We start from the raw sequence: 18,101 nt of genomic DNA, 5'->3' as shown, positions 1-18,101 counted from the left end.
TCGGAGTCGTGTCGGCGCGGGTGCGGGCATGGTTCCCCCAGGAGTAAGGTACGTCTCGTGACGTACCTGAGGGAAGGTACGCCACGAGACGTACCTTGTCGAGAGGTGGAGTGATGGCGTCGAGCGAGCTTCCGCACCCGCGTGCCGAGGAGCTGGAGGTGGGGCCGGTCCTGCTGGCGCTCGCCGACGAGAACCGGCGCCGGGTCGTGGCCGAACTCGCCGCACGGCCGGACGAGGAGCGGCTGTGCGCCTCCTTCGAGCTGCCGGTGAGCAAGTCCAGCCGCACCCATCACTGGCGCGTGCTGCGCGAGGCGGGTCTGGTGTACCAGCGCGACGCCGGCAACCGGCTCTACATGCGCCTGCGCAAGGACGACCTGGACCGCAGGTTCCCCGGCCTGATCCAGGCCGTCATCGCCGCGGACCGGGGCCCGCGCTGACGCAGGCATCGGGGCTGGTGTCACGCCGGGACGCAGCAGGCCGTGGCACGCAATCGTCGGGCCTGATGTCACGCCGGGACGCAGCAGGCCGTGGCACACAGGCATCGGGGCTGGTGTCACGCCGGGACGCAGCAGGCCGTGGCGCCCGGCCGAAGGCGAGGGTGCGCGGGTCCGCCGCCTTCCGCCGAGGGCCGATCTGGCCCGCCACCGTCGCCCCGAACGCCAGCGCCATGCCCGCCAGTTGCACCGGCGTCAGCGCCTGGCCGAGTGCCGCCCAGCCGACGACGGCCGCGGTCAGCGGGGAGAGCGGGCCGAGGAAGGTCACCTGGGTGGCGGTGAGACGGCCGATGCCGCGGAACCACAGCCAGTACGCGATCGCCGTGTTCGCGACGGCGAGATAGAGGTAGCCGCCGACCGCCCGGCCGTCCAGTGCCGGCGGCGCCCCCTCGACGAGGAAGGCGAGGGGCGCGATCAGCAGGCCGCCCGCGGTCAGCTGCCAGCCGGTGAGGGCCAGCGGGCCCACGCCTTCGGGGCGCCCCCAGCGCTTGGTGAGCACGGTGCCGGTGGACATGGACGCGGTGGAGGCGAGGGCCGCCAGCACGCCCGGCAGGTCCAGCGCCCCGGCCGCCTCGAGCACGACCAGGCTGACGCCGAACGCGGCCGCGATCCCCGTGAGCAGCGTGCGCGGCGTCGGCCGCTGCCCCAGCAGCAGCGCCGCGAGGCCGACCACGAACAGCGGGCCGACGGAGCCGACGACCGCCGCCATGCCGCCGGGCAGCCGGTACGCGGCGAGGAACAGCAGCGGGAAGAAGGCGCCGATGTTCAGCGCGCCCAGCACCACCGACTTCCACCACCAGGCACCGCGCGGCAGCACTCGGGCGAGGGCGAGCAGCAGCAGACCGGCCGGCAGGGCGCGCATGAGGCCGGTGAACAGGGGTCGGTCGGCCGGGAGGAACTCGGTGGCGACGGCGTAGGTCGTACCCCAGGAGATGGGGGCCAGGGCGGTGAGGGTGATGACAGCCGGGCGAGAGGTGGCCATGGGAGCGCCCTTCAAGTAGGTCGATGGAAAGTAGCTTAGCTCTAAGCAACTTTACGTCAAGCTACTTTCTTGCGGGTGATCCGGAGGGGCCGGATACTCGTGCCATGAGCGAACGCCCCGAGCAGCGCAAGGACCCCGTCGACGCGATCATCGACCAGTGGGCGACGGTGCGGCCCGACCTCGACACCGCCGCCATGGAGGTCTTCGGCCGCATCTACCGGCTCTCCCGCGCGATGGGCGACCGGACGGAGAAGGCGTACGCGCAGTTCGGGATCGGCCGCGGGGAGTTCGACGTCCTCGCGACACTGCGCCGCGCCGGTGAGCCCTACACGCTCTCGCCCCGCCAGCTCTCCGCGACGCTGATGCTCACGACCGGGGGCATGACGGGGCGCCTGGACAAGCTGGAGCGCGCGGGCCTGCTGCGCCGCTCCCCCGATCCGCACGACCGGCGCGGCCTGCACGTCACCCTCACCGACAAGGGCCTGGAGCTGATCGACCAGGCGGTCGGCGCCGGACTCGCCGTCCAGACGGAGGCGCTGTCCGGCCTCGACGCCGAGCAGGCCGGACAGCTGGCGGAACTGCTCAGGGAGCTGCTCCGGACGACGGAGGGCCGGCAGGACTGAGCCGGCGCCCGCGCGTCCGCCGCCTGTCCCTGCGGTGGCGCCGGCCCGTCGAGGCGCTACCCCACGTGGGCGGTCACGGCCGCCTCGATCGCCCGCGCGTCCGCCGCATGGGCCGCCCACGCCGCATACCCGTCGGGCCGCACCAGCACGGTCGTACGGCGGTCGCTCGCCCAGCGCTCCACGGCCAGCCGGTCCTCGCGGCCGGCCCCGGCCTGGTACGGCTCCGGTGTGATCAGCACGAACCGGCCGCCCCGCATCGCCTCGTGGAGGCGACCGCCGCCGGCCAGGGCGACGTCCGGCACGCGGTGGCCGGTGAAGCGGTGGGAGCCGCGGGGAGCGGGATAGCGGTAGCCGATGCCGGTGACCTGGCCGAGCGCCTTGCGGCGGGCCGGGCCTACGGTGTCGAGGAAGGCGGCGAAGGCGGTGCGCAGGGCGATCGACCAGGGCCGCCCGGCCATCGCGGCGCGCACGATACCGCCGCTGCTGCGCAGCACCGACCTGCCGATGGGGTGCCGTTCGGCCTGGTAGGTGTCGAGGAGCGCCTCAGCCGCGTGGCCTTTGACGACGGCGGCCAGCTTCCAGCTCAGGTTGGCCGCGTCCTGGAGGCCGGTGTTCATGCCCTGGGCGCCGGCCGGGGTGTGGACGTGCGCGGCGTCCCCGGCGAGGAAGACCCGGCCGACCCGGTAGGCGGGCGCCTGCCGCTCGTCGCTGTGGAAGCGGGACATCCAGCGGGGGTCGTGCATACCGAAGTCACGGCCGAGGGCGCGCCGGGTGGTCTCCCGGATCTCGTCGAGTCCGACCGGCGCGTCGTCGGGGCGCTCCCGGCCGCGGTCCCAGCAGACGACGCGGTGGTAACCGTCGCCGAAGGGGACGAGGAAGGCGAAGGCGTCGCCGACGGCCTCGAAGGTGAGCAGCTCCCCGGGCTCCTCGGTCACCCGTACGTCCGCGAGCATGACGGAGCGGATCACCGAACGGCCGGGGAACGGCAGCCCGACCGCGTTCCGCACCGTGCTGCGCATCCCGTCGGCGCCGACGACGTACGCCGCGCGCAGCGCCTCCCGGCCGCCGCCGGACCCGCGGACCTCGACCGTCACGCCGTGCGCGTCCTGCGTCAGCCCGGTCACCTCGGTCTCGTACCGGAACTCGGCACCGGCCTGCCGCGCCCGCCGCTCCAGGGCCTTCTCCACCTCGTACTGCGGCAGGACGAGGAGGTGGTTGAAGCGGGAGGGAAGCGTGGAGAGGTCGAGGCTGAGGCGGCCGTAGAGGCGGAACCGGCCGAGCCGCCGGCCCACCGCCTCCAGCTCCTCGGCCAGCCCTCGGGCGTCCAGCTGCTCCAGCGTGCGAGCGTGCAGGACGAACGCGCGGGAGAGGTTGCTGATCTGGTGCGGGCGCTTCTCGACGACGGTGACGGGGATGCCGGCGGTGGCCAGGTCGCCGGCCAGGAGAAGGCCGGTGGGGCCGGAACCGACGACGATCACGGTACGGGTGGTGTCGCTCATCAGGGCCTCCCTGTAGGCCAACACGTGTGGGGCGACGACCGTTGGCCCAACACGCGTCTGCCAGCACGCGTTTGCCAACACACGTTGACCCACAGGCGTTTGCCAACACACGTTGACCAACGGTCGTTGACCAACGTAGAGCCGCACACGAACTCCGTCAACGCTTGTTGGCCTACAGGTGTTGGCATACGCTCGTCGGCATGCCCGACCACAAGCCCGCCGCTCCCACCGCCCCCTCCAGACGCTCGGACACCACCCGCGCCGCCATCCTCGACGCCGCCCGCGAGCGTTTCGCCGCCGACGGCTACGAGCGCGCCACCATCCGCACCATCGCGCGGGACGCGGGCATCGACCCGTCCATGGTGATGCGGTACTACGGCAGCAAGGAGGGCCTGTTCGCGGCCGCCGTCGCCGTCGATCTGAAGCTGCCCGACCTGGACCCGCTGCCCCGGGAGGAGGTCGGGTCCGCCCTCGTGACCCACTTCCTCGCCATGTGGGAGGAGAACGAGGTCCTCACGGCCCTGCTGAGGGTCGGTGCCACCAACCAGGCCGGGGCCGAGCGCATGCAGGGCATCTTCCAGGACCAGCTGCTCCCGGTCGCCCGCCAGGTGTGCCCGGACCCCGAGCAGGTCCCGGCGCGGGCCGCGCTCACCTCCACGCAGCTGCTCGGGATGGCGCTCGCCCGGTATGTGCTGCGCCTCCCGCCCGCCGTGGCGCTCAGCCGCCAGGAGATCGTGGCGTGGCTGGCACCGACGGTGCAGCGCTATCTGACGGCACCGAATCCCTGACTCCCGGCCGGCTCGCGGCCGTCGGAAAAAGCCGAGGGCGCCGCCCCGGTCGCCGTACGGCCGCATGCGCGGCGTACGTACGACGGGGACGGCGCCCTCGGAAGACGTGCGCGGCGGCCTCGGAAGGAGCCCTCGCCAGGCCTTCGCGAACGAGCCCCGGTCAGGCCTTGGCGTCGGCCTTGCTGCCGGCCTCGCCCTCAGCCTTGGTCGTGATGTTGGAGCTGGTCGGGTCCTTCTTCTTGTGCGACTTGTCGCTGATCATCACCAGAGCGTGGATGACCAGGTACAGCGCGATCGGGGCCACGACGAAGAGGCCCAGCGTCTCGATGACGCTCAGGCCCGGGCCGGGGTCGTCACCGTCGTCGCGCGTGAGCGCGGAGGCGGGCGACGACATGAGCAGCATCATCAGCGTCGTACCGGCGGCCAGGGCGCCGGCGCGCAGGGCGTTCTTCTTGTCCACGGTGCCAAAAGTATCCAACGCCGGTCGGGGCCGCGCGCCCGGGGTGCCGTAAGAGGCGCGGCAACAGGTGCCGCAGGATCCGTCCTCAGCCGCCCGACCCGTCGGCCGGCTGCCGCAGTACCTCGATGAGGGCGTGCAGCCGGGGCGAGGCGGCCAGATCCTCCAAGGTCACGGGACGTCCCTCCGCGTCCGCGATCGGCAGCCGCCAGTTCGGGTACTGGTCCCACGTCCCCGGGAGGTTCTGCGGGCGGCGGTCGCCCACCCCGTCCGGGAGCCAGACGCCGACCATGCGGGCCGGGGTGCGCAGCAGGAAACGGTGGACGGCCTGGATCTCGGCCTCCTCCGAGGAGGTGTCGGTGCCGCCCGTACCGTTCAGCAGGCCGAGCTCGGTGAGCAGGGCCAGCCACTCGGCGGTGTCGGCGGCGGCCTCGGCGCGCTCCTGCTCCAGGGGGCGGGCCAGCAGGCCCAGGCGGTCGCGGAGTTCGACGTGCTCGCCGGTGAGGCGGGCGGCCGTGGAGGGCAGGTCGTGGGTGGTGGCGGTGGCCAGGCAGTCGGCGCGCCAGCGGTCGGGGGGCAGCGGGCGGCCGTCGCCCTCCCAGTCGCGTTCGAACCACAGCACGGACGTGCCGAGCACTCCGCGCTCGCGCAGCGCCTCGCGCACGCCCGGTTCGACGGTGCCCAGGTCCTCACCGATGACCAGCGCCCCGGCCCGGGAGGCCTCCAGGACGAGGACGGCGAGCATGGCCTCGGCGTCGTAGCGGACGTACGTGCCCTCCGTGGGCGGGTGGCCCAGCGGTACCCACCACAGGCGGAACAGGCCCATGACGTGGTCGATGCGCAGGGCTCCGGCGTAGCGGAACAGGGCGCGCAGCAGCTCGCGGAAGGGGGCGTAGCCCGACTCGGCCAGGCGGTCGGGGCGCCAGGGCGGCAGGCCCCAGTCCTGGCCGCGGGCGTTGAAGGCGTCCGGCGGGGCGCCCACCGACATGCCGGCGGCGAAGTAGTCCTGCTGGGCCCAGGCGTCGGCGCCGCCGGGGTGGACGCCGACCGCGAGGTCGTGCACGATCCCGACCGGCATCCCGGCCTCGCGTCCTGCGCGCTGGGCTGCGGTCAGCTGGGTGTCGGTGAGCCAGGCGAGCCGGGACCAGAAGTCCACCCGGTCCATCAGGCCGGTGCGGGCCCGGGCGGTCTCGGCCGAGCGCGGGTCGCGCAGGCCGGTCGGCCAGCGGTGCCAGTCCGAGCCGTGCACCTCGGCGAGCGCGCACCAGGTGGCGTGGTCCTCCAGGGCCTGGCCCTGCTCGGCGAGGAAGTCGCAGTAGGCGGCGCGTCTGCCGGGGCCGAGCGGCACCGCGCACAGCAGCTCGAGCGCCTCCCGCTTGAGCTCCCACACGGCGTCCCGGTCGATCAGCGCGCCCTTGTCCAGCACGGCTTCGCGCAGCCGGCCCGAGCGCTCCAGCAGGGCGCGCAGCCGCTCGCGGTCCTCGACGTACGCGTATTCGGGGACGTCCTCGATGCGCAGGTGCACCGGGTCGGGGAAGCGGCGGGAGGAGGGCCGGTACGGGGAGGGGTCGGTGGGGGCGCCGGGCACGGCCGCGTGCAGCGGGTTGACCTGGACGAATCCGCCGCCGAGCGACCGCCCGGCCCAGCCGGCCAGCTCGGCGAGGTCGCCCAGGTCGCCCATGCCCCAGGAACGGCGGGACAGCAGGGAGTAGAGCTGGACGAGGAGTCCGTGGGAGCGCCCGGTGGGGGTGGGCAGCCGGGCCGGGGCGACGACCAGGTGGGCGGTGGCCGTGCGGCCGTCGGGGACGGTGGCGGTCAGCCGGTGGACCCCGGGCGGGAGGTGTTCGGCCGAGGCGCGGGTCTCGCCCTGCTCGGTCTCGATGAGCAGCCGGCTTCCGTCGGGGAGCGCTGCCAGGGCGGCCGGGGGGCCGGTGCCCCAGCCGACCACCGTGGGCGGCAGCAGCCTGGTGTCCCGTTCCCGCTCCCGGGCGGCGAGCGCGGCGCGGACTGCGCCGGGCGTGCTCGCGTCCACGCCAAGAGCGGCCAGGGTGAGGGTGACCGCGGCGGCCGAGGCCGCGACCGTACGGTCCGGGGACGGGCTGTACGAGGTGGCGACGCCGTGCAGTTCGGCGAGGCGGGACAGGTCCTCGGAAGGCGGTTCGGCCGGCCGGGGTTCGGTCATCTACGACCTCGAGAAGTCCGGGACGAAGGTGAAGGCGGAGGGTTCGCTGGTGAGGGGGGCGGATTCGGCGAGCGGCGGCTCGCTGGTGAGGGGCTCGGCGTCGGGCAGCGGCGTCTCGCTGGTCAGCGGGGGCTCGGCGCAGGTGTTCTCGGAGCTGAAGACGCAGTAGTGGGGGTCTTCGTAGCGGGGATCGTCATAGTGGGGGTCGAGGTCGGCGGACGTGTCCGCCACGGGTTTGGACGGGTCCGCCACGGGTTTGGACTGGGCGGGGAGCGGAAGGAAAGTCATCGCAGCCACGGGGGCCTCCTTGTCGGGTACGGCGTTCAACGGTTATCGCAGCCCTACCCAGTCGACGCGAAGGCAGACACCCCAGGCCGGACATCGTGCTTCTGCTCACATTCCACTGCCCTCCACTCCTTCCAGATTCCGGCAATCCAGCGATAACGGCCACTCTCGTTGACACCTTCACCGGGCGGGTGGTGGGCTCGTCCTCCCGGTCGAACACACCTGGAGGGGGCCTGTGGGACTGCGGCGTGGGAAGCGGGCGGTGGCTCTCGCCGTCGCCGTCGTCGCCGGAACCCTCGGCTCGGTGCCCGCCGCGGTGGCGGCCCCGCCGGTCCCGGACCGGGCCGCGACACCCGCCTCCGACACCGCCGGGCCGGACCTCTCCGTCTGGCCGCGCCCCCAGTACCTGCGCGCGAACGGCGCACCGGTCGCGGTCACCGACGAGGTCGCCCTGATCACCGGCCCGTCGGCGGACGGGTACGCCCTCGACACCCTGCGCGCGCTGCTGCGGCAGGCCGGGGCCCGTCGCATCACCGACTCCGCCCGGCCCGGGGCGCTGGTCGTGCGGGTGGGCACGGAGCCCGTCCGCCGGGGCGACCGCCACGCCCTCCCGGCCGGGGGATACGAGCTGTCCGTGGGCGGGGACGGCGTCCTGCTCACCGGCACCGGCGACGACGGCGTGTTCCACGCGGTGCAGACGCTGCGGCAACTCGTGCGTCCCGACGGCACGATCACCGCCGCCGTCGTACGTGACTGGCCCGGCACCGCCGTGCGCGGCATCACCGAGGGTTTCTACGGCACCGCGTGGACGCACCGGCAGCGGCTGGAGCAGCTCGACTTCTTGGGGCGCACCAAGCAGAACCGCTACCTGTACGCCCCGGGTGACGACCTGTACCGGCAGGCGCGCTGGCGTGAGCCGTACCCGACGGAGCAGCGCGCCGGGTTCCGGGAGCTGGCCGAGCGGGCGCGCCGCAACCACGTCACGCTCGGCTGGGCGGTGGCCCCGGGCCAGGCGATGTGCTTCGCGTCGGACTCCGACGTGCGGGCGCTGACCCGCAAGCTCGACTCGATGTGGGCGCTGGGCTTCAGGGCCTTCCAGCTCCAGTTCCAGGACGTCAGCTACAGCGAGTGGCACTGCGACGCGGACGCCGACCGGTTCGGGTCCGGCCCGCGGGCGGCCGCGCGGGCGCAGGCCCGGGTGGCGAACGCGGTGGCCCGGCACCTGGCGGAACGGCACCCCGGCGCCGCCGGTCTGTCGCTGATGCCGACCGAGTACTACGAGGACGGCACGACCGACTACCGGCGGGCCCTGGCCGGCACGCTGGACCCGGGTGTCGAGGTGGCGTGGACGGGCGTCGGGGTGGTGCCGCGCACCATCACCGGCGGTGAACTGGCCGACGCCCGGGAGGCGTTCCGGCATCCGCTGGTCACGATGGACAACTACCCGGTCAACGACTACGAGCCCGGCCGTCTCTTCCTGGGCCCCTACCGGGGCCGCGAGCCGGCCGTCGCCACCGGTTCGGCGGCCCTGCTCGCCAACGCGATGCAGCAGCCCGAGGCGTCCCGCATCCCGCTGTTCACCGCCGCCGACTACGCCTGGAACCCGCGGGCCTACCGCCCCGGTGAGTCCTGGCGTGCCGCGATCGCCGACCTGGCGGGCGGGGACCGGCGCCGCGAGGAGGCCCTGACCGCGCTCGCCGGGAACGACGCCTCGTCGGTCCTCGGCGAGGAGGAGTCGGCGTACCTGCGCCCGCTGACCGAGGCGTACTGGCGGGCCCGCACAGCCGGTGGCACCGGCACCACCACCGGCGACGACGCCGCGCGGCGGCTGCGCGAGGCGTTCACGGTGCTGCGCGAGCTGCCCCGGCGGCTGACGGGCACCGCCCTCGCCCCGGAGGTCGCCCCCTGGTCGCGGCAGCTGGCCCGCTACGGCGAGGCGGGCACGGCCGCGCTCGACATGCTGGACGCGCAGCGCGCCGGGGACGCGGCGGCGGCCTGGACGGCGTACCGCAGGCTCGGCGCGCTGCGGGACCGGCTGGAGCCGGCACCGGTCAAGGTCGGCACGGACGTCCTGGACGCCTTCCTGCGGCGGGCGCAGAAGGCGTACGCGGCCTGGTCGGGCATCGACCACGAGCCGCCCCCGAGCCCCGGCGACCCGGGCGACGGCCGCACCCTGCGCTTCCCCGGCCCCCGGTCCCTCACGGCCGTGACGGCCCTCACCGACCCGGGCACCGAGGGGGACGTCGAGGTGCACGTGCCGGGCCGGGGCTGGCAGCGGGCCGGCCGGCTGGCCGCTTCGGGCGCGACCGAGGTACGGGCCGGACAGCGCGTGGACGCCGTACGGGTCACCGGTCCCGCCCCGTCCCGCGTACGCCACATGGTGCCGTGGTTCGCGGACTCCCCCGCCACCTCCCTGGAGCTGACGCGGGACCGGGTGGACGCCGAGACCGGCAGGACGCGGCGGCTGACGGCCGGACTGAGCTCGCTGCGCCCGGCCGACGCCCGCGGCAGGCTCACCGTCGAGGCCCCGGAGGGCGTACGAGTCCGGGTGCCCCGGTCCGAACTGTCCGTGCCGCGCGGCACGAAGGTGGAGGTCCCCGTCGAGGTGACCGTGGAGCGCGGCGCGCCGAAGCGGTCCTACGACATCCGGCTGGGGTTCGCGGGCGCGACCCGCACCCTCACCGTCCGGGCGTTCCCGCCCACCGGCGGACCCGACCTGGCCCGCACCGGCACGGCACGCTCCTCGGGCGACGAGACGCCCGACTTCCCCGCGTCGGCGGCGAACGACGGCGACCCGGACACCCGCTGGTCGTCGCCGGCCGACGACGGCGCCTGGTGGCAGGTCGAGCTGCCGCGCCCGGCGCGGCTCGGCCGGGTCGTGCTGCGCTGGCAGGACGCCCACCCCTCGGCGTACCGCGTCCAGGTGTCGCCGGACGGCCGCCGCTGGCGCACGGCGGCGGCGGTACGGGACGGCAGGGGCGGCCGGGAGAGCGTCCGCATGGACGAGCGCGACGTGCGCTTCGTACGGGTGCAGGGCGAGAAGCGGGCGACGCCGTACGGGTACTCGCTGTGGTCGGTGGAGGCGTACGCCGTCACGGACTGAACCCACCCCTCGGCCCCGGGCCGGGAAATTGGGCCGTCGCCAACTATTCACTCAGTACATGTACTGAGTACATAATGATCGGCATGAGCACCCGCCACATCCTGCTGGGCCTGCTCGCCACGGGGCCGAGCCATGGCTACGACCTCAAGCGACGCCACGACGAACGCTTCCCGCAGGCCCGCCCGCTGGCCTACGGGCAGGTCTACACGACGCTCCAGCGCCTCGTCCGGGACGGCCTCGCCGAGATCGAGGGCACCGACTCGGACGGCGGCCCGGAGCGGACCACGTACCGCGCCACGGACGAGGGGGCGCGCGAACTGTCCCGCTGGGCCGGGCAGATCACGCCGCCCGCGCCCTTCGTGGCGAACGAGATCTTCGCCAAGGTCGTGGTCGCGATCCTCTCGGGCGGCGACCCGGCCGCGTACCTGAGCGCCCAGCGCGCCGCCCACATGGAGCGGATGCGGGAGCTCACGGCCCTCAAGGCCGCGAAGGGCGCGGACCTGGCGACCGTGCTCTCGGCGGACTACGCCCTCAACCACCTCGACGCCGACCTCCGCTGGATGAGCACCACGGCGGCCCGGCTCACCACCCTGACCGCGGAGGTCGACGCAGCATGAGCAGACCCGTGCCCCTTCTCTCGGCGAGTGGCCTGACCAAAACACACGGCAGGACACCCGCGCTGCGCGGCGCCTCGGTCGATCTGCACGGCGGCGAGATCCTCGCCGTGACCGGCGCGAGCGGCAGCGGGAAGTCGACGCTGCTGCACTGCCTGGCCGGGATCGTCCGGCCCGACGAGGGCTCGGTGACGTACGACGGCCGGCGGCTGGCGGACCTGCCCGAGAAGCGCCTGAGCGTGCTGCGGCGGACCGAGTTCGGCGTGGTGTTCCAGTTCGGGCAGCTCATCCCCGAGCTGACGGCCCTGGACAACGTCGCCCTGCCGCTGCTGCTGGCCGGCACCGGCCGCGCCCGGGCCCGGGCCCTGGCCGGTGAGTGGCTGGAGCGGTTCGGCGTGCGCGGGCAGCAGGACCTGCGGCCGGGCGAGATGAGCGGCGGCCAGGCCCAGCGGACCGCGCTGGCCCGGGCCCTGGTCACGGGCCCGAGGGTGGTCTTCGCCGACGAGCCGACGGGGGCCCTGGACTCGCTCGCCGGCGAGCAGGTCATGACGGCCCTGGTCCACACGGCCCGCGAGTCGGGCACGGCGGTCCTGCTGATCACGCACGACGCCCAGGTGGCGGCGTACGCGGACCGGGAGGTCCAGCTGCGGGACGGCGCCGTGACGCCGCTGGGGGTGACGGCGTGAGGACCTGCGTGCGCCTGCCCCGGGAGCCGCGACCCGGCTCCGCCCGTCGGGCATCCGAGTCCATGCGACCGACCCGCGGTACCGACCACCGCCCGGAGGCGACGGCATGACATCCCTGCGTTCCGATCTGCGTCTGGCCTGGGAACTCACCCGCGGTTCCGACCGAGGCGAGTGGTGGCGGGTCGCGCTGACGGTGACGGGCGCCGCGCTCGCGACGGGGTTCGCGCTGGCCGCCGTCGCCCTGGCCTCCCTGCGGGGTGGCCACCAGGTGCCCGTCGCCGCGGGCCTGCTGGACGAGCCCGGCACGCGGTCCGGCGTGATCGTCGGCCTGCTGCTCCTGCTCGTGCCCGTGCTGGGGTTCCTCGGCCAGTGCGCCCGGATCGGCGCCGTGCACCGCGACCGGCGGCTGGCCGGGCTGCGGCTGGCCGGGGCGACGTCCTGGCAGGTCCGGCGGATCGCCGCGCTGGAGACCGGCCTGGCCTGTCTGCTGGGCTCGGCGGCCGCGACCGTCCCGTCGCTGCTGGTCCTGCTGCGCCAGTGGGACCGGCCGACCGTCCTGGCCTGGGTGGGGATCGCCCTGGTCGCCGTCGCCGTACCGGTGCTGGGCGCGACGGCGGGCGCACTGGCGCTGCGCCGGGTCGTGGCCTCCCCGCTCGGCTGGGTCCGCCGGGTCGGGCCGCGCAGCGGACGGGGGCCCGGGCTGCTGTTCCTGGGCGGGATCCTGCTCGTCGCGGTGCTGGCGCTGCTGACCGTGGCCACCACGTCCACGGCCGCCCCCAACCGGCCGAACGGCAGGGTGCCGCTGACGATGATGGGCGTGGTCCTCGTGGTCGGCGCGGGCGCGGTATGGCTCTCGGGGGCCACCGCGAAGGCGACCGGGCGCGTCCTCGCGCCCCGGGCCCGGTCGGCGGCGACGCTGATCGCGGCGGAACGGCTGCGCGACGACCCCTGGTCGGCCGCCCGCACGCATGCGGCGGTGCTGCTGGTCACGGTCGTGGGCACCGGCTTCCTCGGCATCCGGCAGGTGCTGAGCGACGAGGTGCACAGCACGCGGCACCTCGTCGAGCGCGCGGACTACTACACCACCGGCCTCGACCTCACCGGCGCCGCCATCGTCGTCGCCTTCGCGATCACCCTCTCCGGCCTCGCCGTCGGCACCGCCGAGTCCCTGGCCACCCGCCGCCGGGGTCTGGCCGCGCAGGCCGCCGCCGGGGTGCCGCGCACGGTGCTCGGCCGGGCCCTGCTGCTGGAGACCGCACTGCCACTCGCCCCCGCCGTGCTGCTCTCGGGCCTGGGCGGGATGACCATCGGCACCGGGTACGCCGTGCTCTCCGGCCGTCCGGCGCCCTGGGCGATCGCCCTGGCGCCCGTCGCCGTCTACGCCGCCTGCCTGCTGGCCGCGGCCACGTCACTGCCCCTGTTGCGCCGCTCGGTACACCCGGGGGAGCTGCGGTACGCGTAGACACCCTCCACACGGCGGGCCGGCCCGAGGGAACGGGGGTTCACCGGGCCGGTCGGCCGGCCGCACGCGGCCCTGCGAACGGCGCGCGGCAATACGAAGGCCCGGATCCTCGTCAGGCGGAAATGCCGTCGATCCGGGCCAAGGCGTCGTCCGCGCCGTACGGCTGCAAGTACGGCAGCCAGCGCGGGTCCCTATGGCCGGTCCCGATGATGCGCCAGGCCAGGCCGGAGGGCGGAGCGGGTTTGTGGCGCAGCCGCCAGCCGATCTCGAAGAGGTGACGGTCGGCCTTCACGTGGTTGCAGCGGCGGCAGGACGCCACCACGTTGTCCCAGACGTGCTTGCCCCCGCGGCTGCGCGGGATGACGTGGTCGACGCTGGTTGCGACGCCACCGCAGTACATGCACCGGCCCCCGTCACGGGCGAACAGCGCCCGGCGGGTCAGTGGAACGGGCCCCCGATAAGGGACCCGGACGAATCGCTTGAGCCGGACCACGCTGGGTGCGGGGACTGTGACGGTCGCGCTGTGCAGATAGGCGCCGGACTCCTCGAGGCAGACGGCCTTGTTCTCGAGGACGAGGACGAGCGCGCGGCGGAGCGGTACGACACCTAGCGGCTCGTACGACGCGTTGAGGACCAGGACATGCGGCACGGATGCCTCCTTGGACGCCGGCGGCGCGTGGCTCGCGCCGGGACGATTCGTAGTCAGTCTCCCCTCATGCCTGGTGAAAGCGCCACCATGTCCCCGTAACGGGCTGGGAGTGTTTTCGACCACATCTCATTCATCCCCAGGATCATGGCCTGTTCAAGCCCAGGTGAGCACGGTCTCTCCTTCACACATCCTGCGGGAGCACACACAATGCCCCGTTAGTGTGGTGGTTCTGCCCCTTCGGTGACCCAGTCGTGACCTTGACCCCCTTGAACCACCGCACCGGGGCGGACCGCTGTACTTGGAGGTACCTGCCGTGTCCCTGTCCGCTGTCCTGCTCGCCGCCGGCCCGTCGCCGTCGCCGACCCCCTCGGATACGGAGACCCCGAGAGTGCCCTCCCTCCAGGACGCTCAGGAGAAGGCGACGAACGCCGCCGGCTGGGTCGAGCAGAACTGGTCGACGTGGCTCGCGATCGGCCTGCGGGTCCTGCTCATCGTGGTGATAGCGGCGGTGCTGAGGGTCGTCGTCCGGCGTGCGATCACCAAGCTGATAGACCGCATGAACCGGACCGGCCAGTCCGTGGACGGCTCCGGGCTCGGCGGGCTGCTGGTCAACGTCGAGCGCCGTCGCCAGCGCTCGCAGGCGATCGGCTCCGTGCTGCGTTCGGTGACCTCCTTCCTGATCATGGGCACGGCCGCGCTGATGGTCCTGGGCACCTTCCAGATCAACCTGGCCCCGCTGCTGGCCTCGGCCGGTGTGGCCGGTGTGGCGATCGGTTTCGGCGCCCGCAACCTGGTCACGGACTTCCTCTCGGGCGTCTTCATGATCCTGGAGGACCAGTACGGCGTCGGCGACACGATCGACGCGGGCGTCGCCTCCGGCGAAGTGATCGAGGTGGGCCTGCGCGTGACGAAGCTGCGCGGCGACGGCGGCGAGATCTGGTACGTCCGCAACGGCGAGGTCAAGCGCATCGGCAACCTCTCGCAGGGCTGGGCGACGGCCAACGTCGACGTCACGGTGCACGCGGGCGAGGACCTGGACAAGGTCAAGGCCACCCTGGACGAGGTCGCCGAGAAGATGAGCGCCGAGGAGCCCTGGAACGAGCTGCTGTGGGGCCCGATCGAGGTCCTCGGCCTGGACAGCGTCCTGCTGGACTCCATGGTCGTGCGCGTCTCCGCCAAGACCATGCCCGGCAAGTCCCTGACCGTGGAGCGCGAGCTGCGCTGGCGCATCAAGCGGGCGTTCGACGCGGCGGGCATCCGCATCGTCGGCGGCGCCACGGCCACGGCCGAGGAGACGCCCGCCGACCCGACGGCGGGGATGGCGCCCCCGTCGGTGTACGCGAACTCGGCGTCCCCGCAGTCGGCGGCGGCGTCCCCGCTCACGCCTGTCGCACCGCCGACGAGCACGACGAAGTAACCGACCCGGAGAGGGCGGTCGGACGGTCGCCGCAGGGCGGCACCCGGGCTTTCCGGGTGCCGCCCTTTTCGCATGCCCAGGTAACGACTGCGTTGCCTGAACCGTCCCCTATTGACGCCCGCGCGGCACCGGGCTTACCTTCCTCCCCACCGATAGGAAACTTTCCTAACAGTGATCAGCCGCAGGTCGGCCGATGGACTTCCCCGCCTGATCACTGAGAAGCTGAGCAGCCGAAGGGCAGGTGTGGACACGCATGGCAGGAACCGCCGGCACGCCGGGCACCCCGCGCGTCCTGCGCGCCATGAACGACCGGGCCGCCCTCGACCTGCTGCTGGAGCACGGACAGCTGTCCCGCACCCGGATCGGCAAGCTCACCGGCCTGTCGAAGCCGACCGCCTCCCAGCTCCTGGCCCGTCTGGAGGCCGCGGGCCTCGTCCTGGCCACCGGCACCACCGAAGGCCGGCCGGGCCCGAACGCCCAGCTGTACGAGGTCAACCCGGCGGCCGGTTACGCCGCCGGACTCGACGTCACCCCCGAGCGGATCCTCGCCGCGGTCGCCGACATCACCGGCCGTACGATCGGCCGCCACGAACTGCCCACCCCCGGCAGGCGCACCGGCATCCCGGTCGTCCAGCAGGTCACCGACGCCCTGGACGGCGCGGTGAAGGCGGCGGGCCTCGCCCGGGGCGACATCCACCGCCTCGTCATCGGCACACCCGGCGCCTTCGACCCCACCACGGGCCGCCTGCGCTACGCCTCCCACCTCCCCGGCTGGCACTCCCCCACCCTGCTGGACGAGCTCGCCGCCGCCCTGCCGATGCCGTTCGAGTACGAGAACGACGTCAACCTGGTCGCGCTCGCCGAACAGCGCCTCGGCGCGGCCCGGGACCACACGGACTTCGTGCTGCTGTGGAACCAGGAGGGCCTGGGTGCCGCCCTGGTCCTGGGCGGCCGGCTGCACCGAGGCTGGACCGGCGGCGCCGGCGAGGTCGGCTTCCTGCCGGTGCCGGGCACGCCCCTGGTCCGCCAGGTCACCAAGGCCAACAGCGGCGGCTACCAGGAGCTGGCCGGTTCCCAGGCCGTCCCGAGGCTGGCCCGCGAACTCGGCATCGAGGACATCCCCGCGGGCCCGTACGCCGAGGCCGCCGCACACCTGGTGGCCCGGGCCGCGGAGACCGACGACGAACCGCACCGCCGCCTCCTCCAGACCTACGCGACCCGGCTCGCCACCGGTCTGGCCTCCCTGGTCTCGGTCCTCGACCCCGAGCTCGTCGTGCTGAGCGGCGCCTCCCTCACCTCCGGCGGCGAGACGCTGCGTGCCCTCGTCCAGGCCGAGCTGGAGGAACTGGCCGCGTCCCGCCCACGCCTGGTCGTGGGCGACGTCCGTGAACACCCCGTGCTGCGCGGCGCGCTGGAGAGCGCGCTCGCGACCACGCGCGACGAGGTCTTCGACACCTCCCGCTGATCCCACCCCCCTCCCCGGTATTTCCCTTCTTCCTCCGTACCTCAGGGAGCTCTGCCATGCCCGGAACATCCAGAAAAGCGGCTATCGCCCTCGCCGTTTGCGCCTCCATCGCCCTCCTCGCCACGGCCTGTACGGGCCAGGCGGACTCCGGCGCCTCCGACGACGCGTCCAAGGAGACGACCCTCAACTTCTGGCACGCCTGGAGCGCGCCCTCCGAGGTGAAGGCCGTCAAGGACCTGATCGCCGGCTTCGAGAAGACGCACCCCCAGATCCATGTGAACGTCGTCGGCAACATGACCGACGACAAGATCAACCAGGCCCTGCGCACCGGCGGCGGCAAGGCCCCGGACGTGATCTCGTCCTTCACCACCAACAGCGTCGGGAGGTTCTGCTCCTCCGGTGCCCTGGTGGACCTGAACCCGTTCTTCGAGAAGTCGGGCATCGACCCGGAGAAGACCTTCCCGAAGGCGATGAACGAGTACACCCAGTTCGAGGGCAACCGCTGCGCGGTCCCGCTCCTCGGCGACGCGTACGGCCTCTACTACAACAAGACGGCGTTCGAGAAGGCGGGCATCACCGGCCCGCCGAAGACCTGGTCCGAGTTCGAGAAGACCGCCGAGAAGCTGACGATCCCCCAGGGCGACTCCTACCAGCAGCTCGGCTTCATGCCGAACTACCACGGCTGGGAGACCACCACCGAGCACTACCTCGGCCAGTTCTCCCCGACGTACTTCGACAAGGACGGCAAGTCGAACGTCGCCAAGGACCCGGCTTTCGCGAAGGCCTTCACGGTCCAGAAGAAGCTGGTCGACGCCCTCGGCGGCTACCGGAAGCTGGAGACCTACCGCTCCGGGCTCGGCGACGAGTGGGGCCCCAAGCACCCCTTCCACACCGGCCAGGTCGCCATGCAGCTCGACGGCGAGTGGCGCCTGGGCATGGCCCTGGAGACCAAGCCGAAGTTCGAGATCGGTGTGGCCCCGCTGCCCGTCCCCGACGACCAGGCCGACCAGTACGGCAAGGGCTACATCACCGGCACCATCGCCGGTGTCGCGGCGACCAGCACGAAGCAGAACGCGGCCTGGGAGCTGGTGAAGTACATGACCACCGACACGGACGCGGTGGTGAACTTCTCCAACGCCATCCACAACGTGCCGTCGACGCTCGCGGCGCTGAAGTCCCCGAAGCTGACGTACGACCCGCGCTTCAAGACGTTCCTGGAGATCGCCGCGAACCCGCACTCCACCACGGCCCCCGCCTCCGTCAACGGCGGTGTCTACCTCACCACCATCCAGGAGTTCGGCTACGACTACGAGAGCGGCAAGGCCACCGACCTCGAGGCCGGTCTGAAGAAGACGGCCCAGCAGATCGACACGGACATCGCGCAGGCGAAGTAGG

General features: G+C 73.4%; 16 protein-coding genes. 10 read left to right on the top strand and 6 right to left on the bottom strand.

Features of this window, described 5'->3' with window-relative positions; genetic code table 11:
- Window positions 1-113 precede the first annotated feature (113 nt).
- On the top strand, window positions 114-437 hold the full coding sequence (locus ABZ192_RS10030) for an ArsR family transcriptional regulator (RefSeq protein WP_356924030.1): 324 nt from the start codon (window positions 114-116) through the stop codon (window positions 435-437).
- Here the strand turns inward: ABZ192_RS10030 and ABZ192_RS10025 are convergent.
- On the bottom strand, window positions 409-1,476 hold the full coding sequence (locus ABZ192_RS10025; protein WP_356924029.1) for an EamA family transporter: 1,068 nt from the start codon (window positions 1,474-1,476) through the stop codon (window positions 409-411). The genes ABZ192_RS10030 and ABZ192_RS10025 overlap by 29 nt on opposite strands.
- A 104-nt stretch (window positions 1,477-1,580) precedes the next feature.
- On the opposite strand from ABZ192_RS10025, the gene ABZ192_RS10020 reads away from it, so the two are divergent.
- On the top strand, window positions 1,581-2,099 hold the full coding sequence (locus ABZ192_RS10020; RefSeq protein ID WP_356924028.1) for a MarR family transcriptional regulator: 519 nt from the start codon (window positions 1,581-1,583) through the stop codon (window positions 2,097-2,099).
- A 56-nt stretch (window positions 2,100-2,155) separates the two neighbouring features.
- Here the strand turns inward: ABZ192_RS10020 and ABZ192_RS10015 are convergent, their stop codons facing one another.
- Window positions 2,156-3,598, bottom strand: a complete 1,443-nt coding sequence (locus ABZ192_RS10015; protein ID WP_356924027.1) for an FAD-dependent monooxygenase — start codon at window positions 3,596-3,598, stop codon at window positions 2,156-2,158.
- Between the two features lie 200 nt (window positions 3,599-3,798).
- On the opposite strand from ABZ192_RS10015, the gene ABZ192_RS10010 reads away from it, so the two are divergent.
- Window positions 3,799-4,386 (top strand): TetR family transcriptional regulator, encoded by a 588-nt coding sequence (locus ABZ192_RS10010; RefSeq protein WP_356924026.1) that lies wholly within the window; start codon window positions 3,799-3,801, stop codon window positions 4,384-4,386.
- Between the two features lie 160 nt (window positions 4,387-4,546).
- Here the strand turns inward: ABZ192_RS10010 and ABZ192_RS10005 are convergent, their stop codons facing one another.
- The 3 genes from ABZ192_RS10005 to ABZ192_RS09995 all read right to left on the bottom strand — a co-directional run bounded on the left by ABZ192_RS10005 (window position 4,547) and on the right by ABZ192_RS09995 (window position 7,322).
- A complete protein-coding gene (locus tag ABZ192_RS10005; protein ID WP_356924025.1) occupies window positions 4,547-4,846 on the bottom strand; it encodes a hypothetical protein in 300 nt (99 codons plus the stop codon).
- Between the two features lie 85 nt (window positions 4,847-4,931).
- Complete coding sequence (gene malQ, locus ABZ192_RS10000; protein WP_356924024.1) at window positions 4,932-7,025, bottom strand: 4-alpha-glucanotransferase; 2,094 nt, start codon at window positions 7,023-7,025, stop codon at window positions 4,932-4,934.
- Window positions 7,026-7,322, bottom strand: a complete 297-nt coding sequence (locus ABZ192_RS09995) for a hypothetical protein (RefSeq protein WP_086560149.1) — start codon at window positions 7,320-7,322, stop codon at window positions 7,026-7,028.
- Between the two features lie 223 nt (window positions 7,323-7,545).
- Between ABZ192_RS09995 and ABZ192_RS09990 the strand changes: the two genes are divergently transcribed.
- The 4 genes from ABZ192_RS09990 to ABZ192_RS09975 all read left to right on the top strand — a co-directional run bounded on the left by ABZ192_RS09990 (window position 7,546) and on the right by ABZ192_RS09975 (window position 13,175).
- Window positions 7,546-10,413 carry a beta-N-acetylglucosaminidase domain-containing protein gene (locus ABZ192_RS09990; RefSeq protein WP_356924023.1) on the top strand — a complete coding sequence of 956 codons (2,868 nt, stop codon included), beginning with the start codon at window positions 7,546-7,548 and terminating at the stop codon, window positions 10,411-10,413.
- 83 nt (window positions 10,414-10,496) lie between these two features.
- A complete protein-coding gene (locus ABZ192_RS09985) occupies window positions 10,497-11,030 on the top strand; it encodes a PadR family transcriptional regulator (protein WP_356924022.1) in 534 nt (177 codons plus the stop codon).
- Window positions 11,027-11,713, top strand: a complete 687-nt coding sequence (locus ABZ192_RS09980; RefSeq protein WP_356924021.1) for an ABC transporter ATP-binding protein — start codon at window positions 11,027-11,029, stop codon at window positions 11,711-11,713. The genes ABZ192_RS09985 and ABZ192_RS09980 overlap by 4 nt, the downstream gene beginning before the upstream one ends.
- Window positions 11,714-11,819: 106 nt before the next feature.
- Window positions 11,820-13,175 carry an FtsX-like permease family protein gene (locus ABZ192_RS09975; RefSeq protein WP_356924020.1) on the top strand — a complete coding sequence of 452 codons (1,356 nt, stop codon included), beginning with the start codon at window positions 11,820-11,822 and terminating at the stop codon, window positions 13,173-13,175.
- Window positions 13,176-13,287: 112 nt separating this feature from the next.
- Here ABZ192_RS09975 and ABZ192_RS09970 read toward each other — a convergent pair whose 3' ends face one another.
- Window positions 13,288-13,824, bottom strand: coding sequence for an HNH endonuclease (locus ABZ192_RS09970; protein ID WP_010046718.1), 537 nt, complete (start codon window positions 13,822-13,824; stop codon window positions 13,288-13,290).
- A 313-nt stretch (window positions 13,825-14,137) separates the two neighbouring features.
- Between ABZ192_RS09970 and ABZ192_RS09965 the strand changes: the two genes are divergently transcribed.
- The 3 genes from ABZ192_RS09965 (at window position 14,138) to ABZ192_RS09955 (ending at window position 18,100) form a co-directional block, all read left to right on the top strand.
- Window positions 14,138-15,241 (top strand): mechanosensitive ion channel family protein, encoded by a 1,104-nt coding sequence (locus ABZ192_RS09965; protein ID WP_356924019.1) that lies wholly within the window; start codon window positions 14,138-14,140, stop codon window positions 15,239-15,241.
- Between the two features lie 253 nt (window positions 15,242-15,494).
- Window positions 15,495-16,706 (top strand): ROK family transcriptional regulator, encoded by a 1,212-nt coding sequence (locus ABZ192_RS09960; protein WP_356924018.1) that lies wholly within the window; start codon window positions 15,495-15,497, stop codon window positions 16,704-16,706.
- 56 nt (window positions 16,707-16,762) lie between these two features.
- Window positions 16,763-18,100, top strand: coding sequence for an ABC transporter substrate-binding protein (locus ABZ192_RS09955; RefSeq protein ID WP_356924017.1), 1,338 nt, complete (start codon window positions 16,763-16,765; stop codon window positions 18,098-18,100).
- Window position 18,101 lies beyond the last annotated feature (1 nt).

Source organism: Streptomyces sp. NPDC006235 (assembly GCF_040613735.1).
Lineage (GTDB): Bacteria > Actinomycetota > Actinomycetes > Streptomycetales > Streptomycetaceae > Streptomyces.
This window is presented reverse-complemented; position numbering and strand designations above follow the sequence as displayed.

What these genes read in the sequence shown, in the direction of transcription:
- ABZ192_RS10030 (WP_356924030.1), top strand. Translation starts at nt 114, where the DNA reads ATGGCGTCGAGCGAGCTTCCGCACCCGCGTGCCGAGGAGCTGGAGGTG.
- ABZ192_RS10025 (WP_356924029.1), bottom strand. Translation starts at nt 1,476, where the DNA reads ATGGCCACCTCTCGCCCGGCTGTCATCACCCTCACCGCCCTGGCCCCC.
- ABZ192_RS10020 (WP_356924028.1), top strand. Translation starts at nt 1,581, where the DNA reads ATGAGCGAACGCCCCGAGCAGCGCAAGGACCCCGTCGACGCGATCATC.
- ABZ192_RS10015 (WP_356924027.1), bottom strand. Translation starts at nt 3,598, where the DNA reads ATGAGCGACACCACCCGTACCGTGATCGTCGTCGGTTCCGGCCCCACC.
- ABZ192_RS10010 (WP_356924026.1), top strand. Translation starts at nt 3,799, where the DNA reads ATGCCCGACCACAAGCCCGCCGCTCCCACCGCCCCCTCCAGACGCTCG.
- malQ (WP_356924024.1), bottom strand. Translation starts at nt 7,025, where the DNA reads ATGACCGAACCCCGGCCGGCCGAACCGCCTTCCGAGGACCTGTCCCGC.
- ABZ192_RS09985 (WP_356924022.1), top strand. Translation starts at nt 10,497, where the DNA reads ATGAGCACCCGCCACATCCTGCTGGGCCTGCTCGCCACGGGGCCGAGC.
- ABZ192_RS09980 (WP_356924021.1), top strand. Translation starts at nt 11,027, where the DNA reads ATGAGCAGACCCGTGCCCCTTCTCTCGGCGAGTGGCCTGACCAAAACA.
- ABZ192_RS09975 (WP_356924020.1), top strand. Translation starts at nt 11,820, where the DNA reads ATGACATCCCTGCGTTCCGATCTGCGTCTGGCCTGGGAACTCACCCGC.
- ABZ192_RS09960 (WP_356924018.1), top strand. Translation starts at nt 15,495, where the DNA reads ATGGCAGGAACCGCCGGCACGCCGGGCACCCCGCGCGTCCTGCGCGCC.
- ABZ192_RS09955 (WP_356924017.1), top strand. Translation starts at nt 16,763, where the DNA reads ATGCCCGGAACATCCAGAAAAGCGGCTATCGCCCTCGCCGTTTGCGCC.